15 protein-coding genes and 1 pseudogene are annotated in these 25006 nt (G+C 65.9%); 13 read left to right on the top strand and 3 right to left on the bottom strand.

The features are described from left to right. Positions 1 to 8: 8 nt before the first annotated feature. The 10 genes and pseudogenes from AZG88_RS31380 to AZG88_RS54400 all read left to right on the top strand — a co-directional run bounded on the left by AZG88_RS31380 (position 9) and on the right by AZG88_RS54400 (position 17712). Complete coding sequence (locus AZG88_RS31380) at positions 9 to 1001, top strand: hypothetical protein (RefSeq protein ID WP_156517663.1); 993 nt, start codon at positions 9 to 11, stop codon at positions 999 to 1001. Beyond that, on the top strand, positions 998 to 2632 hold the full coding sequence (locus AZG88_RS31375) for a PEP-utilizing enzyme (protein WP_061700088.1): 1635 nt from the start codon (positions 998 to 1000) through the stop codon (positions 2630 to 2632). Before AZG88_RS31380 ends, AZG88_RS31375 begins: the two co-directional genes overlap by 4 nt. Positions 2633 to 2755: 123 nt before the next feature. Next, positions 2756 to 3964, top strand: a complete 1209-nt coding sequence (locus tag AZG88_RS31370) for a cytochrome P450 (protein WP_061700087.1) — start codon at positions 2756 to 2758, stop codon at positions 3962 to 3964. Then, entirely contained in the window at positions 3961 to 5646 is a 1686-nt protein-coding gene (locus AZG88_RS31365) for an FAD-dependent oxidoreductase (RefSeq protein WP_061700086.1), read from the top strand. Before AZG88_RS31370 ends, AZG88_RS31365 begins: the two co-directional genes overlap by 4 nt. 37 nt (positions 5647 to 5683) lie before the next feature. Beyond that, a complete protein-coding gene (locus AZG88_RS31360; protein WP_061700085.1) occupies positions 5684 to 7537 on the top strand; it encodes an AMP-binding protein in 1854 nt (617 codons plus the stop codon). Next, positions 7534 to 9642: a molybdopterin-containing oxidoreductase family protein gene (locus tag AZG88_RS31355; RefSeq protein ID WP_061700084.1), complete on the top strand. Its 2109-nt coding sequence runs from the start codon at positions 7534 to 7536 to the stop codon at positions 9640 to 9642. Before AZG88_RS31360 ends, AZG88_RS31355 begins: the two co-directional genes overlap by 4 nt. Positions 9643 to 9715: 73 nt before the next feature. Then, a complete protein-coding gene (locus AZG88_RS31350; RefSeq protein ID WP_061700083.1) occupies positions 9716 to 11437 on the top strand; it encodes an FAD-dependent oxidoreductase in 1722 nt (573 codons plus the stop codon). Positions 11438 to 11665: 228 nt separating this feature from the next. After that, entirely contained in the window at positions 11666 to 12727 is a 1062-nt protein-coding gene (gene moaA / locus AZG88_RS31345; protein WP_061700126.1) for a GTP 3',8-cyclase MoaA, read from the top strand. A gap of 381 nt (positions 12728 to 13108) precedes the next feature. Beyond that, entirely contained in the window at positions 13109 to 14188 is a 1080-nt protein-coding gene (locus tag AZG88_RS31340; RefSeq protein WP_061700082.1) for a porin PorA family protein, read from the top strand. A gap of 234 nt (positions 14189 to 14422) precedes the next feature. Next, positions 14423 to 17712, top strand: a pseudogene (locus AZG88_RS54400) (protein kinase domain-containing protein). Positions 17713 to 17848: 136 nt separating this feature from the next. Here the strand turns inward: AZG88_RS54400 and AZG88_RS31330 are convergent. Continuing rightward, positions 17849 to 18460 (bottom strand): tyrosine-protein phosphatase, encoded by a 612-nt coding sequence (locus AZG88_RS31330; protein ID WP_231914269.1) that lies wholly within the window; start codon positions 18458 to 18460, stop codon positions 17849 to 17851. A 510-nt stretch (positions 18461 to 18970) separates the two neighbouring features. On the opposite strand from AZG88_RS31330, the gene AZG88_RS54395 reads away from it, so the two are divergent. Both AZG88_RS54395 and AZG88_RS31315 read left to right on the top strand, forming a co-directional pair. Beyond that, positions 18971 to 19309: a hypothetical protein gene (locus AZG88_RS54395; protein ID WP_231914268.1), complete on the top strand. Its 339-nt coding sequence runs from the start codon at positions 18971 to 18973 to the stop codon at positions 19307 to 19309. 1421 nt (positions 19310 to 20730) lie between these two features. After that, positions 20731 to 21126, top strand: coding sequence for a hypothetical protein (locus tag AZG88_RS31315; RefSeq protein ID WP_061700080.1), 396 nt, complete (start codon positions 20731 to 20733; stop codon positions 21124 to 21126). A 169-nt stretch (positions 21127 to 21295) separates the two neighbouring features. Here AZG88_RS31315 and AZG88_RS31310 read toward each other — a convergent pair whose 3' ends face one another. Together AZG88_RS31310 and AZG88_RS52105 are read right to left on the bottom strand one after the other, a co-directional pair. Next, positions 21296 to 22801, bottom strand: coding sequence for a sensor domain-containing diguanylate cyclase (locus AZG88_RS31310; RefSeq protein ID WP_082764543.1), 1506 nt, complete (start codon positions 22799 to 22801; stop codon positions 21296 to 21298). Positions 22802 to 22872: 71 nt separating this feature from the next. Further along, complete coding sequence (locus AZG88_RS52105) at positions 22873 to 23049, bottom strand: hypothetical protein (protein WP_156517662.1); 177 nt, start codon at positions 23047 to 23049, stop codon at positions 22873 to 22875. Between the two features lie 1181 nt (positions 23050 to 24230). Here AZG88_RS52105 and AZG88_RS31295 point away from each other — a divergent pair. After that, complete coding sequence (locus AZG88_RS31295; protein WP_061042518.1) at positions 24231 to 24836, top strand: hypothetical protein; 606 nt, start codon at positions 24231 to 24233, stop codon at positions 24834 to 24836. Positions 24837 to 25006 lie beyond the last annotated feature (170 nt).

Here is a 25006-nt window from a genome sequence, read left to right as displayed (position 1 = left end):
TGGCCGACATGACTATCACCGACGAAACCGGACTCGATCCGGCGGACGATTTCGTGCACGAACCCCCCGCCGGAGTGGACCGCTGGGCGGAAAACATCCAGTGGAACGTCCGAGACAAAGACGGTCTCGGCGTGATGTGGCACATGGGCACGATGCTCGACGATCCACGCCTGTGGCACATCGTCATCGCCGTCACCCAACCCGACGGCACCGTGCACTCCACGAAAATCGTGGCGCCGGGCGCCGGGCAATTCGGATCGCCGAACGCGCACCTGGCGACCATCACCCCGTTCCGCGAGTGGCGGTTCACCTTCTTCGGCGGCATGGTCGACGTCTCCCAGAATCAGGGTGCAACCGGCCTCACCCCCGACGACCACCACCATTCGGTTCAGATCGACCTCGATCTGGAAGCCGCCTACCCGGTGTGGATCCCCGAAGGATCCACCCAGTTCGGGGACTGGGGACGGTTCCACCACGAGCAGGCCGTCAGGGTGCGCGGCACGGTCACCATCGCCGGCAAGACGCACGTCCTCGACGGCATCGGGCACCGGGACCACTCGATCGGCCCCCGGGACATGAGCCATCTGCGCCGCGCCTTCTGGGGCAACGGCATCTTCGAATCCGGGTGGGGATTCGCCACCATGCTCGGCGAGTACGACTCCGGTGCCTTCCAGCGCGCAGCTCTGTTCGACTCGGCCGGAACCCACGACGCCACGATGGTTCGGTGGACCGACCTGACGGCGTTCAACTGCGAACCCACCGCGATCACGGTCGAACTCGACGTCCAAGGCAAGCAGCTCGTCATCGACGGCCGGATCCGTCACGGCATGAACTTCACCGTCGCCGACGGCGCCGAATTCTGCATGGGCACCGACCTCGCCCGACCCGACCGCTACTTCCTGACCAACTTCTTCGTCGACTGGACCTGCAACGGCGAACACGGCATTGGCTACCTCGACCGCGGCGCTCTCATCTCACTTCTCACACAGGGGCAATCATGACCACTACCGAACAGTCCGCGACCGCGGAATCGACCCACACCGACCCCGTCCGAGGGAACAGCACCCCGAACCGGTACTGGACAACCGCCAACATCGGTGAGGCCGCGCCGGCCGTCATGACACCGCTGTGCTGGAGTCTGTGGGGACCCGGTAACGAACTGGCAGTGCGAGGGACATGGCACCGATTCGGAATGCTCGGCCCCGACGAGGTCTACGTCGACCCCGACCAGAACAACCGCCTGACCGGCATCTTCTACGGCCGCCAGGCAATGAACATCGAACCGATCCGCCGCTACGTCGACCGGTTCCCCGGAATCACCGCCAACGAGTTCGAACTCGGCCTCGCCGGCGCCTTGCACCCGGACGCAGACCCCTTCACCCCCCTCACCGACGCCCAACAGGCACTCGTCGCCGAGGTCGTCGAACGAGTCCGTGACACGCACAGTCAGCGCCTGTCCGACATGGTGCGCGATCAGAACGAGTGGTGGCGCCGGGAAGTGCTCCACCGCGAGGACGCTGGAGACCCTCGCGCCCGGCTCACCGAAGCATTCGATCGGTTCGTCTGGTCCATCGGTATCCACAACGAGACACGGTTGCTGATCGTCGCGGCGATGAGCAGCATCTACCGGCTCGCCGCCGCCACCGACATGCTCGACATCGTCCCCGCACTGACTGCCGCGTTCGGCGACGTCGCCGAACTTTCCATGGGCGCCGACCTGTGGGCGTTGGCCAACGGCGAATTGGACATGGCGACCTTCGTCGAGCGGCACGGCTACCACGGGGAGAACGAGGGCAACCCCGCCGGACGCTCCTGGCGCGAAAACCCCGACCTGCTGTCCTCGACGATCGCGGCACTGCGCTCACGCAACGCCACCGAGCACCCGGAACGCCGCGCGGAGGGAGCTGTGAAGAAGCAGCGGACCGCCGTCGCCGAGTTCGAAGCGAAACTCACCGAAGAGCAGCGAATCGAACTTGCCGCCGCGCTCGACGACACCGCAACCGCAGTCCGAGAAACGGAGCTCGGGAAAGCATCATTCCTGACCGCGATCGACGGATTCCGCGCCGCGGCCCGCGATCTGGGAGACCAGATGGTGCGCGACGGCCGCTTCGCTGACCGCGACGACGTCTTCTTCCTGGACATGGACGAAATCGCCCAGGATACAGGCGAATCTGTCACAGAACTGGTGGCCTTCCGCAGTGCGCGCGCCGCAGAATACCGCGGCTACCGGCTGCCGACGACCTTCGTCGGCATGCCCGAACCGCTCACCGTCAACTCCGCCCGCGCCCAGGTCGGTGACGTCCTCTCGGGCGTCGGCGCCAGCGCCGCGACCCACGTAGGCGCCGTGCGGATCATCCGCCGCGCGGAGGACGAGGACGCCCTCGAACCCGGCGACGTGCTGGTGTGCGAGTCCACCGACCCCAGCTGGACCCCGCTGTTCATGCTCGCGGCCGCGGTGGTCATCGACATCGGCAGCGTCGGCAGCCACGGAGCCATCATCGCCCGCGAACTCGGACTCCCCGCAGTCATCAACACCGGGGACGGATCGGGTCGACTCCGCGACGGAGACCGGGTCCTCGTCGACGGCGCCAAGGGCACCGTCACCGTCCTCGCGATCAACGAAGCCGGATAGCCACCTCGCCGACAACCGACCCGCCACCGGGTGCGCCGCACCCAGAAGCGAGACGGAACCACACGCGTTCACGACCAGCCCGTCCACGGACGCACCGATATCACTAGCCAGGAGGAATACGGAATGAGCGACATCACCGTAGATCACGTCGAGAGCACCGACACCATCGGCGCGCGACTCAATCCGTTCGCAAGCAAACTCAGCCAGGCACCACACGACATCTGGACGCGGCTGCGCAACGAATGCCCCGTCGCCCACAGCGACGAACTCGGAGGGTTCCATCTCCTGAGCCGCTACGAGGACGTCTGGGCCGCAACCCTCGACACCGAGACCTACTCGTCGGCGGAAGGGACAACCGTTCCGCGGCACCCGGTTCGGATGCCCCCCGAGGACACCGACGAGCCCGAGCACCGCATGTACCGCAAGATCATGGATCCGTTGTTCACGCCGAAGACGGTCAAATCCATGGAGTCGTGGGTGCGCGAGATGACGGTGGAATTGCTCGACAGCATCGAAGATCTCACGAAGTTCGACTTCGTCGGGGACTTCTCGAGCCAGCTGCCACGACACGTCATCCTCCGCATCATCGGTGTACCCGACGAAGATCTGCCGGAACTGATCGACGCAATGATCGCGCTCAACGGTGCCTACGACGATGCGGAGCGAGGAGCCGCCGCCGGCGCCACCCTCTACGGGTACTTCGCGCAGAAGCTCGCCGAACGACGCGAACAACCCCGCCGCGACGACCTCATCTCCGCGCTGCTCGACGGCGACTTCGGTGGAGAACCGCTGTCCGATCTGGACATGCAGCACATGCTGATCTTGACCATCCTCGGTGGCACCGACACCTCCAGCGGCGCCATGGGCGGAATGATGCTGTGGCTGGCCGACCACCCCGAGGACTACGCCCGGTTGCGGGAAGATCCGGACCTGATGCGCACGGCCATCGACGAGTTCCTCCGCTACGTCAGCCCCGTCGCATACATGGCGCGGACCACAACCAAGGACGTCGAGGTGCAGGGGTGCCCGATCCCGCACAACGAAAAGGTCCTGCTCGGGTTCGGCCCCGCCAACCGCGACTCGGAGAAGTTCGAACGAGCCGACGAGGTCCTGCTCGACCGGCACCCGAACCCCCATGTCGCCTTCGGCGGCGGACCGCATCGCTGCCTCGGCGCGAACCTCGTGAAACTCGAGATGAAGGTCGTCCTTGAGGAGGTCATCAACCGGTTCAAGTCCTTCGAGGTCGAGGACTACACGAAGCTGCGCTACCAGCGCGGTCAGGCCCGGAACCTGGAATGCCTTCCGCTGGTCACCCAGAGGAACAATCCATGACGTATGTCGTCACCCAACCCTGCTGCAATGATGCGTCGTGCGTGGCGGTATGCCCGGTCAACTGCATCCACCCCACGCCCGACGAGCGCGACTACTCACGCACCGAGATGCTCTACATCGATCCGAACACCTGTATCGACTGTGGTGCGTGTGCCGATGCCTGCCCGATCGATGCGATCGTCCCCGACTACGACCTCGAGGAGGGAACCGAGCGGTACCTCGAGATCAACGCCGACTACTTCGAGGATCCCAAGAATCGGGGATACTCGAGCGCTCCTGTGGTGCAGCAGCGGCCGGTGGTCGGTGTCACCGACGCGACGCCGCTGCGCGTAGCGATCATCGGGACCGGACCCGCGGCGTGCTACGCCGGTGAGGAAGTTCTCGGGTCCGGGGCCCCCGGCGTCGAGGTGCACTTCTTCGAGCGCCTGCCCACACCCTGGGGGTTGGTGCGGTTCGGTGTGGCACCAGATCACCAGCAGACCAAGTCCGTCACCGACGCTTTCGCCCGGATCGGAGCGCGGCGCGGCACCAATTTCCACCTCAACGTGGAGATCGGCAAGCACCTCACCCACGAGGAACTCCTGGCGCATTTCCACGCGGTGATCTACGCGGTCGGAGCCCATCACGACCGCCGGCTCGGCATCCCGGGAGAGGATCTGCCGGGTAGCCATCCGGCCTCGGACTTCGTCAGCTGGTACAACGGGCACCCCGATGGTGCGCAACGGTCGTTCGATCTGTCCTGCGAACGCGCGGTGGTGGTCGGGAACGGCAACGTCGCGCTGGATGTGGCCAGAATCCTGACCTCCGGGCTGGGGCATCTTGCTCGTACCGATATCGCTGATCATGCCCTCGAGGCGTTGGCGGCCAGCAAGATCTCCGAGGTCGTCGTCCTCGGGCGCAGGGGCCCGGCACAGGCCGCGTTCACCACCCCCGAGTTGCTCGGCCTCGCCGCGGCGGAGGGCATCGATCTGGTCGTCGACCCTGCCGACGTGGAGTCGATCGGGTTGACCGCCACGACCACGCCGTCGGTTGCGGCCGTGTTCAAGAGCCGGCTGCTCGACGAGATCGCGGCGACACCACCGTCGGGCGCACCGAAACGCATTGTTCTGCGCTTTCTGTCGTCGCCGGCAGAGATCGTCGGTGAGGACCACGTGCGCGGGCTCCGGGTCCAGCGCAACGAACTGGTCGAATCGCCCGAGGGCGGGGGCGCCGTCCGCCCGACGGACCGGTCCGAGGAGATCGAATGCGGTCTGGTCATCCGGTCGATCGGGTACCGGGGCACCCCGCTCGCCGGTCTGCCGTTCGACGACGCGACCGGCACGGTTCCCAACGACGGCGGCCGCGTCGTCGACCCGGCCACGGGGGCGACGATCCCGGGCGTCTACACCGCAGGCTGGATCAAACGCGGCCCCTCCGGATCGATCGGAAACAACAGCCGCTGCGCCAAGGACACGGTCCGAGCGCTGGTCGAAGACTATGCCCAGGGACAGCTTCCAGCACCGACCCTCGACACCGACGCCCTTGCCGCACTGCTCGCCCAGCGGCAGCCGAACGTCCTGACCTACACCGACTGGAAGACCATCGACCAGTTCGAACGTGCAGCGGCGCGAGAGCACCAGAGGCCGAGAATCAAGCTGGTCGACGTCGACGCGATGCTCGACGTCGCCCGACCCAAGGCCTGAATTCACATACCGCGAAAAACATTGTAGGAGTAACAAAATGGCAAGTGTCGGCCGTCAGGGTCTTCTGTCGAGCACCCTCTGCGAAGAGTTCCAGCGCACGGCGAAGGTGGATCCGGAGGCGGTCGCACTGCGGACGGTCGCCGGAACCCAACAGATCACCTGGCGCGAGTACGCGAACCGCGTACGCCGCATCGCGACCGGTCTGGCGTCTCTCGGCGTCGGCCACGGCGACACGGTCGCCCTGATGATGGGGAACCGGCCGGAGTTCAACCTCATCGACACCGCGATCCTCCACCTCGGGGCCGGCCCCTTTTCGATCTACAACACCAATTCGGCCGAACAGATCGCGCACCTGCTCTCGAACGCCGAAAGCAAGGTGGTGTTCTGCGAGGCCCGCTTCGTCGACACGATCCGCGCCGCCGGGGGACCGGTCGAGACAATCGTGGTCATCGACGCGCCGGTGGGCGGGACACTCCCGCTGAAACTGGTCGAGGAAAGGTCGGTCCCGGACTTTGACTTCGACGCCTCCTGGAGGGCAGTGCGACCGACCGATGTCGCCACGCTGATCTACACCTCGGGCACCACGGGCAACCCCAAAGGGGTCGAACTCACCCACGCCAACATCCTGAGCCAGGTCGAGGCCCTCAGTCACGTGTTCGACGTCAAGGCCGGCGACCGCTTCGTGTCCTTCCTGCCCGCCGCGCACATCGCGGACCGGCTCGCCTCACACTATCTACAGATTGCGCACGGGACGCAGCTCACCACCCTCGACGACCCCAAGAATCTCGCCGCCGCACTCGCCGACGCCCGCCCCACCTACTGGTTCGCCGTCCCGCGAGTGTGGGAGAAGCTGAAGGCCGCACTGGAACTGGGCTTCGCCGAGGCGGATGGAGTCAAGGCCACGCTTCTCGCCCGGGCCCGCACGCTCAGTGCCAAGAACGTCGAGGCCGGCCGCGGCGGCCCCACACTCAGCGCCCTGGAACAGCTGCAACTGCGTGTCCTCGACCACATTGTGCTCTCGAAGGTGCGTGCGAAGCTGGGCCTCGAGGAACTGCGATGGGCGATCTCGGGAGGGGCGTCGATCGCGCCGGACACCCTGAACTTCTTCCTCGCCCTGGGAATCAAGGTCTGCGAGATCTGGGGGATGTCCGAAACCGCCGGAGCCGGCCTGGTCAATCCGCCGGACGGAATCCGGTCCGGAACGATAGGAAAGCCGCTGCCCGGCGTCGAGGTCCGTGTCGCCGACGACGGTGAGATGCTCATCCGCGGTGGCATCGTCATGCGGGGATACCGCTCCGACCCCGAGCGCACCGCCGAGGCACTCGACGCCGACGGCTGGCTGTACACCGGCGACGTGGTCAACATCGACGCGGACGGATACGTGACGATCGTCGATCGCAAGAAGGAACTGATCATCAACGCCGCGGGCAAGAACATGTCGCCGGCGAACATCGAGGGCACCCTGAAAACGATGTGCCCGCTCATCGGTGAGGCGGTGACCATCGGTGACGGGCGCCCGTTCAATACAGCCCTGATCGTCCTGGACGCCGACGCGGCGGTAGCCTACGCGGCCAAGAAGGGACTATCTGACGCGTCCGCGGCCGCGCTCGCCGTCGACCCGGACCTCGTGCAGACCATTCTGGCCGGGGTGGCCGCGGCGAACGCACGGCTGTCGCGGGTCGAGCAGATCAAGCGCCTGCGGATCCTGCCCGTGTTCTGGGAGCCCGGGGGAGTAGAGATCACGCCCACGATGAAGCTCCGGCGCCGTCCGATCTCCGAGCGGTACACCCAGGAAATCGAGTCCCTGTATGCAGACCCGATCCCGGCCGAGGTGCACGCCCTCGGAACGCCAGCAGACCCGGCCCACCGCCGCCTGCGCCAACTGTCATGACCCGCACCACGGTTCCGAGCTACTGCCGCATCTGCGAGGCCAGCTGCGGCATCCTCGCCGATGTCGAGGACGGGCGCGTGACGGCCATTCACGGCGACCCCGAACATCCCTCGTCGCGGGGGCTGATGTGCCCCAAGGGCTCGCTGATGGTCAAGGTCACCAACGACCCCGAACGCGTCACCACCCCGCTGCGGGGCGACCGGAAGGGCGGATTCGTCCCCGTGTCCTGGGACGAGGCCCTCGACGACATCGCCGATCGAGTCAAGACACTCATCGCCGACCACGGGCCCAATTCGATCGCCTACTACTCCGGCAACCCCGCCGGTTTCAGCATGGCGGGGCACATGTGGTCGAAGAAATTCATCGACAGCATCGGTTCCAAAGGGTCCTACAGTGCCGCACCGCAGGACACCTCCTCGCGGTGGGCGGCGTCGCACTTCCTCTACGGCAACACCCACGAAGTTCCGCTGCCGGACCTGGACTACACCGACTTCTTCCTCTGCTTCGGAGCCAACCCGCTAGTCAGCCACGGTTCCCTCATGTCGAGCGGACGCACCCGCAGCCAGCTGGCGAACATCACTGCCCGCGGCGGTCGCGTCGTGGTGGTCGACCCGGCCCGCACGCAGACCGCGGAAACCTACGAGCACGTCTCCGTCGTCCCGAGCAGCGACCCGCTCCTGATGGCCGCGATGTTGCACGTCATCTTCGCCGAGAACCTGGTCTCACCCCGTGCCGATGCATCCGCCATCGGCATCGACACCCTCGCCGCAGCAGTCCAATCCGTCACCCCCGAGTCGGTTCAGGACCGAACCGGGGTCGACGCCGAGACTGTGTGGACGCTCGCCCGCGACTTCGCCACGGCAGAATCCGCCTGCGCGTATGGCCGGCTGGGACTGTGCCGCGGCGAATTCCCGACCTTGGCCAACTATTTGCTCGATGCACTCAATGTCGTCACCGGCAACCTGGACCGCCGGGGAGGGGTGGTCTTCGGCAGCGGTCTCGTCGATTTCCCCGCGATCAACGCCAAGGTCGGCCGAACCTCCTATTCGTCGACATTCACGCGCGTCGGCAGCCTGCCCGAGGTCGGCGGCCGCAAGCCTTGGGTACTCGCCGAAGAAATCCTCACCCCCGGGGAAGGTCAGGTCAGGGGTGTCTTTCTGGCCTCGGGTAACCCGGTCTCCTCGACTCCCGGCGCAGCCCGCCTCGAAGAAGCCTTCGACCAACTCGACCTGTTGGTCTCCGTCGACATGTACGTCACCGAGTCCAACGAGCGAGGGGACTACATCCTGCCGTCACCGACCTTCCTGGAGCGAGCCGACGTCCTGTTGAACTTCGGCGGCGGTATGACCCGCCCCTGGGTGCAGTGGACCGAACCGGTGGTCCCGCGAATTGGAGACACCTGGGAAGAAACGGAAATCTTCGGTGAACTGATGCGCCGAATGGATGTTCCGCCCGGCCCCAGCCCCTGGGAACTGATCGACACCATGATCCGCACCGGTGACCGCGGGGCCGCCGAAGGATGGACCCTCGACCGCATCAAGGAGCACCCACACGGCGTCGAACTCGGCGGTGACGTACCGGTCGGGGTGATCGCGCAACGCATCTCGACCTACACGAAGGGGGCCCGCGACACGGTCGACCTCGGCGCCGGACCCGTCCTCGCGCAACTCGACCAGTTCCTGTCCAAGGAGCCGCCCGACCCCGACTCCCTGCTGCTGATCAGTCGCCGACACCTGCGCAGCATCAACTCGTGGATGCACAACGCGCGCAAAGTCCGGCCCGGCGGGGGACCGACGCTGTACCTACACCCGAAGGACGCCCGCGCACGGGGCATCGAGACCGGCGAGACCGTCACTCTCACGACGTCGGTGGGATCCGGCGACGTCATCGTCACCGTCACCGACGAGGTACGCCCCGGAACGGTGAGCTATCCGCACGGGTGGGGCCATTCCGGTGGGTGGTCCACCGCGATCGAACACGGCGGCATCAACATCAACAAGCTCATCCCCAACGACATCGAGACGAAGGACCCCTTGTCCGGCATGTCGCTCCTCGATGGCGTCCGCGTCACGGTGACCGCGAAAAACTCGGCCCCACAAAGGTAATGACGGTTCTGATACCCAGAGCTGAGAGGAGCGCAACGTTCATGACAGGACTCGGAGCCAGGGGGCCGGCGCGATGGCACACGTAATTACCCAATCGTGCTGCAACGATGCTGCGTGCGTCGTAGTGTGCCCGGCGAACTGTATTCACCCAACGCCGGACGAACCGGACTACGCCCGGACAGAGATGCTCTACATCGACCCGCGCAGCTGTGTCGACTGCGGCGCCTGTATCCAGGCATGTCCCGTGGACGCCATCGTCCCGCACGACGAACTCACACCGCACACCACCCAGTACGCCGAACTCAACGCGCTCTACTTCGCCCACGACTCCACCATTACCGGCAGGCCACAGACCGAGATCGGGATCTCCCAACTGGTCTCCCAGCGACAGCACCCGAATGCGCAGCCGACGCCGTCGACAACTCTCCGGGTGGCGATCGTCGGATCCGGGCCATCCGCGTGCTACGCGGCCGAGGAACTCCTGACCCGTCACAGCAATGTCGAAGTCCACATGTTCGAACGACTGCCAACCCCCTGGGGGCTGGTGCGCGCCGGGGTCGCCCCCGACCATCCTGACACCAAGGACGTCATCCGCTCCTTCGAAAGCACAGTCACCCGAACCGGATTCCACTTCCATCTCAATGTCGAGGTCGGCAAGGACATCACCCACGAGGAACTGCTGAACCACCATGATGCCGTCATCTACGCCGTGGGGGCTCATCGTGAGCGAAGACTGAACATCCCCGGGGAAGACCTCCCGGGCAGCCACTCCGCAACCGACTTCGTCGCCTGGTACAACGGCCATCCCCGCGCCATCGACTACACCTTCGACCTCTCCGCCGAACGCGCCGTCGTCGTCGGAAACGGAAACGTGGCACTCGACGTCGCCCGGATACTGCTCACCGACGTCGACACACTGTCCCGAACCGATGCAGCAGATCACGCACTGGCCGCGCTCGCCGAAAGCCGCATCGATGAAGTGGTCGTGCTCGGACGTCGCGGCCCCGCGCAAGCGGCCTACACCACACCCGAGCTGCTCGCGCTCGGCCACCTGCGTGGGATCGATGTGTGCGTCGACCCCGCCGAAGCAGTACTCGATGCTCACACCACCGCCTGGCTCCGTGACCACCCGGACCCCACCGCGCAGTTCAAGGCATCGATCACCGCGCAGTACGCGACCCGCGTACCGCGACACCGACGGCGAATAGCACTGCGCTATCTCGGCTCTCCCGTCGAAGTTCTGGGCACGGACCGGGTTCGCGGGCTGAGTATCGCTCGCACCGAGCTCGTCACCTCTCCCGGAGGCCGCCTCGAGGCAGCCCCCACCGGGAAGGTCGAGGAACTCGACTGCGGCCTGGTCTTGCGATCGGTGGGCTACCGAGGAGAGCCGGTACAGGGAGTGCCGTTCGACGAGGCCCGCGCCCTGATTCCCAACCAAGCAGGCCGGGTGGTCGACCCGGCGGGAGGCTCGCCAATTGCCGGCGTCTACACGACCGGGTGGATCAAGCGGGGCCCGTCGGGAGTGATCGGCACCAACAAGAAGTGCGCGAAAGAAACAGTCTCCGGACTCCTCGCCGATCACGACGCCGGCCGGCTGACGGCCCCGGCCCATGACACCGAGTCGTTGGAATCGCTCCTATCCCGGCGGCAGCCACGCGCCCTGGACTACCCCGACTGGCGGGCGATCGACCGGCACGAGCAGGCGTCGGCTGCCGGTACCCCCCGTCCTCGCGTGAAGCTGGTCGACATCGACGAGATGCTCGCGATCGCCGACCGCAGCCGCGCCTACGACTAGACGCCCACACCACCCAAATGGTGATCATCCAGCACAGGAGAACGGCAGGCAGCGGCACCCGGGGCGTCTCAGCGTGTGGCCGGGGGTATCGCAGAACGCCCGGGAACGGACATCAATGTTCCGTAGAAGCAATCGAGGGGATGATCAACATGCCGGGAGTACTCGGTGAACCGTGAGAACGCTGCCCGCAGTCAGGTCGGAACGAAGCCGACGAGCGGTGCAGAGGTCGTGACCTCGGTGCATGTGGGAATCCCGACGATCCGCCCGAACCGGTCCCCACGCGTATCCGATCGGCCGGACACCCCAGATCTGCTGGACCGATACGCGCGTGTGGCACGGGACCTGCGCGTATCTCTCACCGAGAAATGTTCGCTGCGATGCACCTACTGCATGCCGGAGGAAGGATTGCCACCGATTCCCCGTGAGGCGCTGCTGACAGCGGACGAGATTTGCCGCCTGGTAGGAATTGCAGTCCAGCGACTCGGAATCCGCGAAGTGCGCTTCACCGGCGGCGAACCACTGATGCGCCGCGATCTCGAACAGATCGTCGCCGGATGCGCTCGAACAGCCCCCGGCATTCCCCTCGCCCTCACCACCAACGGCGTCGGACTCGCGCACCGGGCGCAGGCCCTCGCCGCCGCGGGCCTGACCCGAGTCAATGTCTCCCTCGATTCGATAGATCGCCGACAGTTCGCAACACTGACCCGGCGTGACCGGCTCGACTCGGTGCTCGCCGGCATCGCCGCGGCCAGGGAGGCAGGGTTCTCACCGGTCAAGGTCAACGCCGTGCTCATGCGACAGACCCTCGACGCTGCCGGCGAACTGTTGCAATGGTGCGTCGGACAGGGGGTCGAACTACGGTTCATTGACCAGATGCCTCTGGATGCGGACCGCACATGGGCGCAGGAGAGCATGGTGTCTGCCCAGCGGCTGCTCGATGTACTCGGCCGCCGATTCGACCTCGCGGCGGTAGGTCGAGACGACCCTGCGGCACCGGCAGAACAGTGGCAGGTCGACGGAGGACCCGCAACTGTGGGAATCATCGCCTCGGTGACGCGATCATTCTGTTCCGAATGCGACCGCACTCGCCTGACCACCGAAGGAACTGTGCGTCCGTGCTTGTTCAGCGACCGGGAAACGGACTTGAAGGGTGCCTTGCGCGCGGGGGCCACCGACGAGGAGCTCGCGCAACTGTGGCGTGGCGCGATGTGGAACAAATCGGCCGGGCACGAGATAGGTACGGCGGAATTCACTCAACCCGCAAGAAGTATGGGTGCGATTGGTGGATGAGAACCGACAAATGACGTACTGCTGATACTGACCGACGGTCGAACTCGGAACAAAAAAGAGAATAGGTGCAGAACGCGCGTCGAAGGCCGGGAGTCCGGTATGCCTTCTGTCTCGACCATGCCCGAAATGGACAGCAAAAGAATTCGGGCAATTCAATTCATAAATCCGACCTCCGCGCATATGTGTCTTGCATCACGCTAGTTCGTGGAATAGGCTACACGCGAACGTATTTCGGCGGTGACAACCAGATTAGATCTCTATGGTGCCGATCTGTCGGGCTCTGATTGGAGCCCCGGAAAGTTGACCACCAACCGTCGCCGAGTGATCAGACGACTGTTCGCTCACAAATACGAAATCCACTCGCTATCCGAGGAGAAACGTATGGCCATGCGCCGTTCGTCCATCGTGCTGCTCATCGTCGGCCTGCTGCTGATCGCCGCAGCAGCAGCGATCAAATATGTTGCAGTACCGCAATTATCAAAATTGCCCGAAGACACCAATGAGGCCGCGACGTTCGCGGGCACCCTCCGCCAACTCGACCCCACGACCTTCGCACTCGACGCGGGGACCCCGATCACCATCGATCGCTCCGTCAAGGTCGACCAGGTTGCGGGAGACACCGCAGTGGTCACAAGCACGGCGGTGACCCATCTCCCGAGTGGCGACAGCACCGACGCCCACACCTATGCCATCAGCCGCACGGACTACACCCAAGCCAGCGCACCGGACGGCGTGCAGGTCGAGGACCAACGCGGCGGCGTCACACTGTCGTTCCCGATGAACCCGACCACCGACGACGCGCTCGTCTACGACTCGGTGACACGTACCGCTCAGCCCGTTACCTACACCGAAACGAGCACCCTCGAGGGACGGGAAGTGTTCGGGTTCACCGGTACGACGACCGCGCCCATCGCCGACCCAGCAGTGCTCGGACCCGTCAAAGCCGGAATCGCAGCCCTCGCCCAGAACGGTGACGGCTCCACCCTGCCGAAAGCGATGCTGCAGAGCCTGATCCCCGCTCTGCCGGCCGACCGCACCGACGATGCCCGGCGGGCACTCGAGACCGCCCCCGACCAGGTGCCCCTCGCCTTCACTTCACAGAACACGACGACGCTGGCCGTCGACACCCGGTTCGGTGCACCCATCAACACTGCTCAGACCCAGACCACCGTGCTCAACGTGCAGTCCGGAAATGTGACAGTTCCGCTCCTCGACCTCTCCGAGGTCCAGATCCAAACCTCGGATGCCTCGATCCAGTCCGCAGTCCAGAAGTTCGTACAGGGTGAACGACAACTGAACCTCCTGACCGTCTGGGTTCCGCTCGCATCTGCACTACTGGGGGCGCTCCTCACCATCATCGCGATCATCCGGCGCACCCCCAGGGAACGCGGCGACGGCCCCGGTACATCCAATCCGAATGAGAGCCTCACCCAACCCCAGGTCACCCGCGCGCGAGGCTAGGTGTCCGTTCGTTTGGCACTTTCGCCGGATTAATCGGCGGCTTCTCGATCGCGATCCGTTCGAGAAGCCGCCGTCCCGCGGTGATCGGTCCACGATCAGCTCCGTGACCAGCCGTCGAACACCGGCGCGGTTCGCGGAATCGACGATTACAGACGCGGGCGTGACGATATCCTTGGATTAGTCAGCGAGGTGCGCTGTGATGTCTTGCCCGAAAGCGATCAAACGACATAGGTCATGACCGACGTCGATCCCTTCGCGACCCAACGCGACGTAGCAGGTTCGGTCGCCGCGGAATTGGCGGCGGCCGGGTTCGCCGATGCGCGTGAGATCGGGCGGGGTGGATTCGGGGTGGTCTACCGCTGTAGGCAGGCCTCCCTCGATCGCACGGTGGCAGTCAAGGTGTTGACCGCCGACCTCGACGAGGACAACCGTGCCCGGTTCCTTCGCGAGCAGCGGGCCGCCGGCCGACTGACCGGCCACCCCAACGTCGTCAACATCCTGCAGGCCGGAATCACCGCACACGACCGGCCCTACATCGTCATGCCCTTCCACGCCCGAGACTCCCTCGAGACACGGATCCGCCACCACGGTCCGCTGACACTGGAAGATGCGCTGCGAATAGGTGTCAAGATCGCCGGGGCTCTCGCGACCGCACACGGTCTCGGCATTCTGCACCGCGACGTCAAACCGGCGAACATCCTGTTCACCGACTACGGAGAGCCCGCACTGACAGACTTCGGTATCGCACACATCGCGGGAGGGTTCCAGACGACCACCGGAGTCGTGACGGGCTCACCAGCCTTCACCGCCCCCGAGGTCATCGCCGGAGAACCCCCAACTCCGGCCGCCGACGTCTACGGGCTGGGCGCCACCTTGTTCGCCGCCATCACCGGGCACGCCGCCTTCGAACGCCGCAGCGGCGAACAACTGGTCGCACAATTCGTCCGGATCACCAGCGAGCCCGTACCGAACCCCCGCGAGCACGGCATCGCCGACGACGTCAGCGCCCTGATCGAAGGCGCCATGTCCACCGACCCCGGTCGCCGCCCGACCATCGCAGAGCTCAGCAGGCACCTACGGTCGGTGCAGCGCACGCACGGGTTTCCGGTCGCCGACCAGGCTGAGCGCGCCGACCCTGAATCAGCCATGAACGGTCCCTCGCAGGCAGACCCACCGGAGTCGGCCGGCGGAGATCGGGCACAGAGTGACGCCCCACGGGTGTCGCACTCAGGGCGAACAGGGGCGCTGCCGCTCGAGCTGACCAGTTTCGTCGACCGCCGCTCCGAGTCGGCCGAAGTAAAGAACCTGCTGGCTTCCTCTCGCATGGTGACGTTGACCGGGATGGGCGGGGTGGGCAAGACTCGTCTGGCCTTGCGGGTCGCCAGCCAAGTGAGATCCGGCTTCGCCGACGGCGTGTTCTTGGCCGAGTTGGGGGAGCTGCGCGATGCGCTGCTTCTGGTCAACGTGGTTGCCGACGCGGTGGGGGTGCGAGATCGCTCGCCCAGACCACTGTTGGAGGTGCTCGAGGATTTTCTTGCACACCGGGAAGTGCTGCTCGTGCTGGACAACTGCGAACAGGTACTCGACGCGGTGGCCGAACTTGCCGAATCACTACTCCACACCAGCCCGAGGCTTCGGATGCTCATGACCAGCCGTGAGCCGATTGGTATCAGCGGGGAGGTGGCCTTACCGATTCCTCCTCTGGCGGTGCCCGATCCCGACCAACTAGCGCAGAGGAAGCCCCGGAACGACGCGGTAACGTTGTTTGCCGAGCGGGGAGCGGCGGTGGACCCCGATTCGCCGTCACCGAGGACAACAACGTCGTCGTCGCCCGGATATGCCACCGTCTCGACGGGCTACCGTTGGCGATCGAACTCGCAGCCGCGCGGCTACGGGCGATCCCGCCGGAGGAAATCCTGCAACGACTGACCGACCGCTACGCACTCCTGACCCGCGGAAACAGGGACGCCCCGTCCCGGCAACAGACCTTACGGATGTGTATCGACTGGAGCTACGACCTGTGCACACCCCGGGAGCAACACATGTGGTCCGCCCTGTCGATTTTCGCCGGAAGTTTCGAACTCAATGCCGCCGAAGAGGTTTGGGGAGGCGACCAACCGGCGGACGACCTCCTTGACACGGTCACCTCACTTATCGACAAATCGATTCTGATCCGCGAGCACGCAGGTCCAATCGCGCGGTTCCGCATGCTCGACACCGTCCGCGACTACGGACGGGACAAGGCGCGTGACTCGAGCACCTATCCCGAACTACGCCGCCGATACCGGGACTGGTACGAGCAACTCGCCCGCGACGCCGAGGTCGACTGGATCGGGCCACGACAGCTCACGTGGATCACCAGATTGGCTGCGGAACAATCGAACTTGCGTCAGGCATTGGAATTCTGTATGACCGACGACCACGAATCCGGAATTCGAATGGTCGGGGCTCTCTTTCAGTTCTGGCTCGCCCGCGGACTGTTCAGCGAAGGGCGACGCTGGATTGCTCGACTCCTGGCATGCAACCCCGAGCCCGGCGACCTCGACCGTGCCAAGGCACTCTACGCAGCAACCGTGATGGCCGGACTGCAGGGCGACCTTCGCGCCGCTGCCACCCTGATACAGGAGGGGCGGGCCCTCGCAAACGGGTCCAGCGAGCCGATGCTGCAGGCGCACATCGACCTCGCCGACGGCTACCGGGCCTTGTTCAGCGGTGAACTGGACAACGCGCGCGGGTTGTTCGACCACGCCGCCGACGTCTACGCCGAACACAGCAACGAACTCTTCGAGGTCGTCACCATCGGCGTCCTCGGCCTGACGCACGAACTGCTCGATGACACTGAGCGCGCCATCGAATGCTACGAGCGCGGACTCGCCATCGCCGAGGTTCGCGGTGAGACCGTCTACCGCTCGTACACGCTCTGGGCCCTTGCAGTCGCGGTATGGCGACACGGCGACGGCACCCGCGCGAACCAACTTCTGCGGCAGGCACTCGATGTCGGACGCAACATCAACGACCGCCTCAACGCCAGCATGTGCCTGCAAGCACTGGGCTGGGTCGCGGCCGAGGAACAGAACTTCGAACGCGCAGTGGTGTTATCTGCCGCGGCGCAGCAGCTCAGCCAGTCGGTCGGAAGCCCGATTGTGTTCATTCCGGCCCTTCGCGACTACCAGGACAGGTGTGAACGCGAGACTCGTAAAGTATTGAGTGAGCAGAAGTTCATCGCAGCTTACCGAAAAGGAAGCGCACTCGGAGTTGCCGCTGCCGTGGCCTATGCACTCGGCGAACAGGCGCCGGAACCATCCCCGCAGGATCGCCCATCTTCCGCAGCGCCGACCAAGCGGGAGCTCGAGGTTGCCGAACTGGTCGCCGAGGGGCTGACGAACCGGGAGATCGCCACCCGTCTGACGATCTCACCACGTACAGCGCAAGGACACGTCGAACACCTTCTCGCGAAGCTCGGGTTCACCTCACGCCCCCAAATCGCCGCTTGGGTCATGGCAACACGACATGAAGGTCACTGACAGCGCGAAGAGAGAACGTGACAGCATGGCGGGTTGTGTCGCGGGGCCCTGGCCCAAACGGAGACCACGGGCATACGATGGCGGCTGAGGCGGTGATTGTCCGGTGCACCCTCGAAGGAGCCCGCGGGGCGCCTTCTCACGCGCTCGTGGTGAACCGGTCCGTCCAGGTATGGATCGATTCGTCGGTGGCACCGTGCGCTCGCAGCCACGCGTGCACTCCGCCCGGCTGGGCGTCCCATCGAGCCAGAACACCCTCGATGGCGTCCGGTACGGCGCCTGGGAGATCGCGATCGCTGGGATGGGTCTGACCGAGTTCGGGAGCGAAGCGAGTGATGCGGGCTAGGACGGCCGGCATGTGCTCGTTGGTCGTCAGGTAATCGGTGACGATATGGTCAGGGGCAACGCCGGCCGTGCGCAGCAACAGGGCCACCGTGACACCGGTGCGGTTCTTGCCCGCCGCACAGTGCAGCAGCACCGGGCCCGGCGAGGTCGCTGCGACCTGCAGGACCTCTACGAGTCGCTCCCCAGCGTTGCTCAGAATTCCCTGATAGATGTCGGTGAGCCGGGCACCCTGGTTCGGTGCGATGACCTCGGCGTCGGACAGCAGGGAGATCTGGTGGACAGCTGTGTCGTCCGACTGCAGCGGGTGTGCGCGGGCGGCGAACTCTCGGGGACTGCGGAGGTCGATGACGGTGCGGGCCGGCCAGTGGTCGACCGTGGTGGGGCGGGTGTCACCAGGCGCGGGCAAAGCGCTGCGGTAGAGCACTCCGGGCCGGGTCACACGCCCGTCGGCGGCGGGGTCCGCCGAGGTCGCGGAGGTTGGGGAGAATCTCGATGTCGGTGACGGTCATATGAGTTTCTTTCTGAGGTAAGAGGCGGCGCCGTCGAGCGCAACCACGACCACCAGGACGACCAGGACGATGGTGAGGAATTGCCGTATTCGAAGAGCCGGAGTTGCTGGGTGAGTTCCATGCCCGATGCCGCCGGCGCCGACGATGCCGAGCAGCGACGCAGCGCGCACGTTCCCGTCGAATGACGGAATCGCTTACGATCTCTGTCCTGACCAGCACTGGCGGAGTAGTTTCGAGTCACCGCGGACGGGTCGATGATCCGCGAGGGAGAAAAGTGTTCACGGTGAAGCACGGCGCCGGCGTCGGCGAAGCCTCCGAGGTCACTGCATACGTGTTCGCGGTGGCGCGGGCACTAAAATGCCGACAGGATCCGCCGATGGGACGAGATCAGTTTCGAGGCGGTGGTCGTGGTGTCGAGGCAGTTCCGGTACTACAGCGGACGCGACATCCTGATCGCCTGGAACCATCATTTCGGCTGGTCGTTGGGAATCGAGGGTCAGCGCTGCAATCGTGTCCTGGTCATTTCCGGGCTCGGGATCGGCCGTCGCCCGCAATCCGAGATCATCGCCGACCGAACTGACGAGCTCGTCGCCGACCTGCTGCACCTCGAATGCCGAGCCCCGAACAGTTTTCCGGTTCTGTCGTCTGTCGGCTCGGTACCCGCCCCGCCGCGCACGGGCCGTTGCGGCGGTGAGGGACCGCCGGTTCCCGGCTGGGGGAGCGGCGCCTCGACGAGGTCGGGCTGAGGACCGGATGCACCGACTGCCCCCCTGGAGTCGGGCGCTGACGATTTGTCGGTGGCAGGGCCCGGACAGGAGAGGTCGCCGGGGGCATGACGACGAGGCCGCGATCCGATCGTGGGGGCAGTCCGTGCCCGAGGACATGGGTCCCCGGGACGCAGAGGTCCCTGCCCGCACGGTGTCGGTCCAGGCGGCTCCGTCACCGAGCCACAGAGTTTTTGGCGGTCTCACAGGTTGTTATCGAGCATGTCGTCGAGCCAAAACAGGGCGTCGAGCAGCATCCGGATCCGCTCGGGGGCTGCGGTGCCTTAAGGCGGGGTGGTCCTGGATGAATGCTCACCAGTGGCCGAGATTGCCCTGCCACAAGGCAGAGATGACGTACAGGACGATGACCAGCGGGTAGTACAGATTGATCACCGCACTCACCTCCATGAAAGGGGGACGGGTGGACTGATGGCCCCGGCAACATTTGGGTACCCACCGTGCTGGGCGAGCCGGGGAAGCAACCCGCGGGCCAGGAGCACCGTCGCCGCAGACACGGCGGGGGCGTTGCTTTCGGTGGACTGGGCGGCATGTTTCGTCGAAGCCCTACGGGCCCGGCGGACGGTGACGCGGGTTTTTGACCGGCATCGCCCGGCCCCGCCCAGCTCACTGTCCGGTTCGCGTCAGGGTGTGTCGTCTCCGCTGCCGGTCTTCCCGCCGGATGTCGAAAGGGTCAGCAGTCGTTTTCGCGCGAGGCCTTCGAGTCCGGGTGGATTCGGGTTGGCAAGCGAGTCAGAGCAACTCGCTTCGCGGTAGCACTGTCGCACGATCTGTGTGACCGTCGAGAGCGGCACCCGACCATCGAATTCACCGCACAACCGCTCGACGACGTCGGCGTAGGTATCAGGCACAGTATCACCACCTCAAGCAAACCCGCTCACCCCCAATCACCACGTACCCCGCTCCAGTGTCGATCAAAACCGGCGCTACGGCAGCTCGGTCGGCGGGGCCGTAGCGATGATCCCTGTGAATCGTCAGTCGAGAGGGCTTCTTGTCGTCGTTGACGCTACCGAGAAGCGCGGCTGTTGCTCCAGGTCGCCAGGATAGAAATACCGAGGCTGACATTGTGCCGAACGGTCGGTTCGCCATTGTTAATGGCTCCTGCCCCGGGTAACGGCAAATTCAGCTGCCCGGGCGGCCGCGAACATCCGATGCGCGGTCGTCCGCCTCGCGTTCCCCCCAACGTGAATCGAAGGAGGAAGCAACGCGGTCAGCCTTCTCGTGGGCGATCGTCCCGGACGATCACACCCCACGGTCACACCCTCCGGCCGGTCACCGTCCGGCCAGTGAACGGGCCGGTGCTCGGTTGCGCGCCAGCGTACCGGGGTAAGCGCCGCGAAAGACCACGTTGATCCGAAGGTCGGGGCGCCGGAGGATGTCCGCCGATGACCGATATCGTGACTGTCGACGAGAACGGGCGCTACCGGCTGCATCTCGAGCGCCGTCTGCACCACGACTGCGACGAGGTGTGGCGGGTGCTCCGCCTGCTGCATCCCGCGTGCGGAGGCACGGGCATGGCGTGCCGGGTCCGGCCGCCCAGCCTGCTCGAGTTCACCTGCGGGGAGAGCGTGCTGCGGTGGGAGATCACCGGCGACGGGCACTCGCGGACGGTTTTGCAGTTCAGCCACGATTGCCCCCGCCGCCAGGACGGAATCGAAGAGATGGGCTGGTGGCTCACCGAGCTCGACGTCCTCGGCGAACTCCTCGACGGGGTGGAGGTGACCGATTTCCGGCGCCGCGCCGAGGACATGATCGACCGCTGCCGACGCGCGTTCGAATGAGGACATCAAAGGGCAGTAACTGAACGGCAGGCGCGATGTGGCGCGGCTCGCGGCCCACAACCAGGGAAGACTAGGCATATGCCCAGCCACCCAGCTCTACGCGACCCTGAGTGTAGTGCGGTAAGCCCGACCACGCTTGTCCCCGGAGTTCTCGCGTTGTGTGCGCGGTTCAGAGGCCCGTTCCGTGGGTATCGGGATGGTGCAGTGCATATTGGCCGGGTCCGGTGGCCTTGGCCCGGTACATCGCCCGGTCGGCGTGATGAATCAGCTCGTGCGGGGAGACGGCGGCACCGGTGACGGCGATACCGATACTCGCAGTGATCGGCCCGTCCCCCGGGTGCGGGTCCACGGTGGCGATCCGGTCGGCGATCGCAATCACGTCCGCGGGACCGGTGACGGCCGGGCACAGGATCAGGAATTCGTCGCCGCCCAGGCGCGCCACGGTGTCGGTCGGCCGGACCACGGACCGCAGGCGATCGGCGAGTCGGATCAGGGCGGCGTCGCCACCGGCGTGCCCCAATCGGGCGTTGAGGTGTCGGAAGTTGTCGAGGTCGATCACCAGCACCGCCACCCGGCCGCCGGTGCGTGCCGCTCGGTCGAGGGCGGCATTGAGACGCTCCAGGGCCAGGGTGCGGTTCGGTAACCCGGTGAGCGGGTCGTGCAGGCTGCGATGCCGCAATCGCTCCTCCGCCTCGATTCGCTCGAGCGCGGTCGACAGCACCGCGGCCACCGCGGACACAAACGCCACCTCATGCTCCAGGGTGGGGCGCGGTCGGGCGAAATGGGCGGTCAGCACCCCCCAGATCGGGTCGTGCCCGATCGGCACACCGATGCCGCCACCCAGCCCGTGCGCGGCCATGTCCGCGGTGGCGAACCGGCGCTCACGGGCGCGGTCCGGGCAGCAGACCACCACCGCCTCGGTGGCCACGTACCCGGTCAGCGAGCCGTGGCCGGCGGCGACGGTGGTCGGGCGCGGCCCGGGCCCGTGGTAGCCGAGTACCGTCAGCGCCGCCCCGGCGGTGTCCGGCACCCGGGCCACCGCCGCGCACCGCACCCCCATCAGTGCGGTGAGCTCCGCGGTCGCGGCGGTCAGGAGAATGTCGAGGTCGGCGGTGACCGCGAGCCGGCTCAGTTCGGCGAGTACGTGTTGTTCCCGGCACCGGCGGTCGGCTTCCGCTAGGGCGGCGAGCAGCGATTGCTCCTGCTCACCCGCGGTGGACGGCTCACGGCTGATTACCCCGATCAGCAGCGGGCGCCCGTCCTCGTCGCGCTCGGTGACGAAGACCGACAGGACCACCGGGATCGGCGCACCGGTGCGCAAATGCCGCAACTCCGTCGGCCCGCACCACCGACCCCGTCCGGTCAGGGCGGCCGAGACCTCCGGTGCCTGCGCCACCGCGCTGGCGGTGCAGACATCGGCAGCCCTGCGCGCGGACACCTCGCCGCCCTTCGGGAACCCCACCAGGGCGGCTCCGGCTGGGTTCAGATAGCGGAGACGGCCCGAGCCGAACTCCCACAGCGCCACCGGGGCGGGCGCGCATTCCAACGCGGCGACCAGCTGCGCCGACATCGCCGCGCCCGGGAACGATCCCGTCTCGGATCGGGTCACCTCTTCGGGGAACCCGGATTGTGCGGCGCCCTCCGGCGCCCGGTACGGTTCGAACAATTCAGTCACGACTGATCGGTTTCATTCTTGCACAACACCTTTCAATGAATAGCTATGTCGCACCGGCCGCCGCATTCGTTTCACGAGAAGGCTCCCGAGCCGCGGAATCGGCGGCGGTGACACGTCCAGGCGGAGATCTCCACGGTCCCGATGCCCCACGCCGCGGCCCCAGCCGATCCACGGGCGTACCGGGGCGTGGTTTCGGGCAAGCCGCACTGGCCAACAATGCTGATGACGACGCCGTATCCGGTGTTCATCCGCGTCACCTCCGTGGGGTGCCCGTTGCGCATCCTGCGCGCCGGGAATTTCCGAAACCCATCACTCCCGTGCGCGGTGATGAAAATGCAGACACGGGACACTCGGATATCCGGTGTCGGCAAAAACATTCGCACATACTGCGAAGCGCCCCCATCCTCGAGCCGCGCTTATCTCGCGGCGACCCACATTCTCGAACCGCGCTTCACGAAAGTTATTCCGGGTTAGGCTCCCCAATTTTCGGGGTGACGATATCGACTCGACTGCGCGGTCGCCTGCCGACCGGGCACCCCGTAGGCCGAGCTCACATCCCGGCCGAGGACGGCGGTAGGGGTAGGCGGCGACCTGGCCGGTGATCGTGCTGATCAGGGCGGTGGACCGGCCACCCCCAGGTGAGCCGGGCCACCGCTGGCCGGATTCGCCGGTCGATCAGCTCAGGCCGATGCCGAACCCATCAGAATTCACTCCTCTCCTGGTGATGAATCCACGGGATCGTCGATCCCCGCATACGGTGCATATCGCGCTCGGGGGCGTGGAATGTTTCGCAAGAAACCGAAGTTCTCACATAATGAAATTAACAACCGCCCATAATGTTCTGGACAAATTAACAACCGCCCATAATGTTCTCGGCAAATTAACAACCGCCCATCATGTTCTGGGCAATCGACGGCGGAACGGGTGGCAATCAAATTACTCGGCGCATTTGTTTCTCGTGTGTATTTGCGTGATCCACGAGGTTGCGGAGGTGGGGGCCGCGCACGGCCGAGGCGGGGTGGGCGAGCACTCGACCTCGGTCCGGGCGCGGCGGGGCGCCCCGCCGGCCGAAGGGGTTCGGCGGCCGGAGCGGGGCTGGCTGCCCGGTCCGCCTTCGCGGCGCGGGCAGCGTACTCAGCGGGTACCCGCAGACAACTGCGATACGCGGGTATCCCCGAAGGCCGCAGACCCCGCGGTCATTCGGTGCGGTCCTGTTCGATCGTGACGGTGACGAACGAACTGCTCGCCGAACATGACGACGAGTTCGCCTCCGCCCTCACGGAACTCGAGGGCTTCGCTCGGATTGAGCGTCGCCGACGCGGGGTAGTCGGCGGGAACGAAGGCACCACCCACCGGCCACGGCCCCACCCTTTTCGCCGACGCCGGCGCCGAGGTGCACCACATCTACTCGACAACAAGGGGTTGGGCGATGACAGGCAAAGGTCAGATGGCGTTGGCCGTGGGTGCCGGGTACATGCTGGGCCGCACGCACAAGATGAAGTTGGCGCTGATGCTCGCGGGCGCCGGAGCATCCAGTCGGTTTCCTTCTGGCTCACTGGGTGTGCTCGGTCAGGCCGGCAAGCTGCTCGCGGATTCGCCCGAGGTCGCCAAGCTCGGCGGGGCGGTCCGGAAGGAGTTGATGAACGCGGCGAAGACGGCCGCGGTGACCGCGGCCAGCCATCGCATCGACTCACTCAACTCCCGGTTGCAATCGGGCGGTGACGAGGCCGCGGGCGGGAAGGGGGCGAAGCGTAGGCGTCATGAGGAGCCCGAGGACGACTACGACGACGAGTACACGGAGGACGAGACCGCCGAGGAGGACGAAGCCGAGGAGGAGTCACCCCGCGCCCGCAAGCGCCGGGCCCCGCGCCGCCGCACCTCGAGCAGCGGTGGTTCCCGGCCCAACCGGTCACGGTCCCGGTCGTCGACGAACAACGACGACGAGGAAGACGATCTGGCCCGAGCCAGGGCCCGCAGGACGCGCGCGAAGGCGACGACCGATTCTGTACCCGTACGACGACGCACCCGGAAGTGATCAGCGATGACCTCGAATCTCGACAGTGCAGCGAAGAAGCTGCGCCAGAACGTGTCCGGTGCGTCCGGTGAGGCCGCATCGGTGTCACCGCTGAAGAAGGCGGCGCAGGGCCTGCTTGGCACCGTGACCGATAAGGCGATGTCCACCGTGTCCGACAAGGTGCAGGGTGC

The organism is Rhodococcus sp. LB1 (assembly GCF_001583455.1).
Lineage (GTDB): Bacteria > Actinomycetota > Actinomycetes > Mycobacteriales > Mycobacteriaceae > Rhodococcus_F > Rhodococcus_F opacus.
The sequence above is the reverse complement of the archived record's forward strand: the minus strand, read 5'-3'. Positions and strand labels throughout refer to the sequence as shown.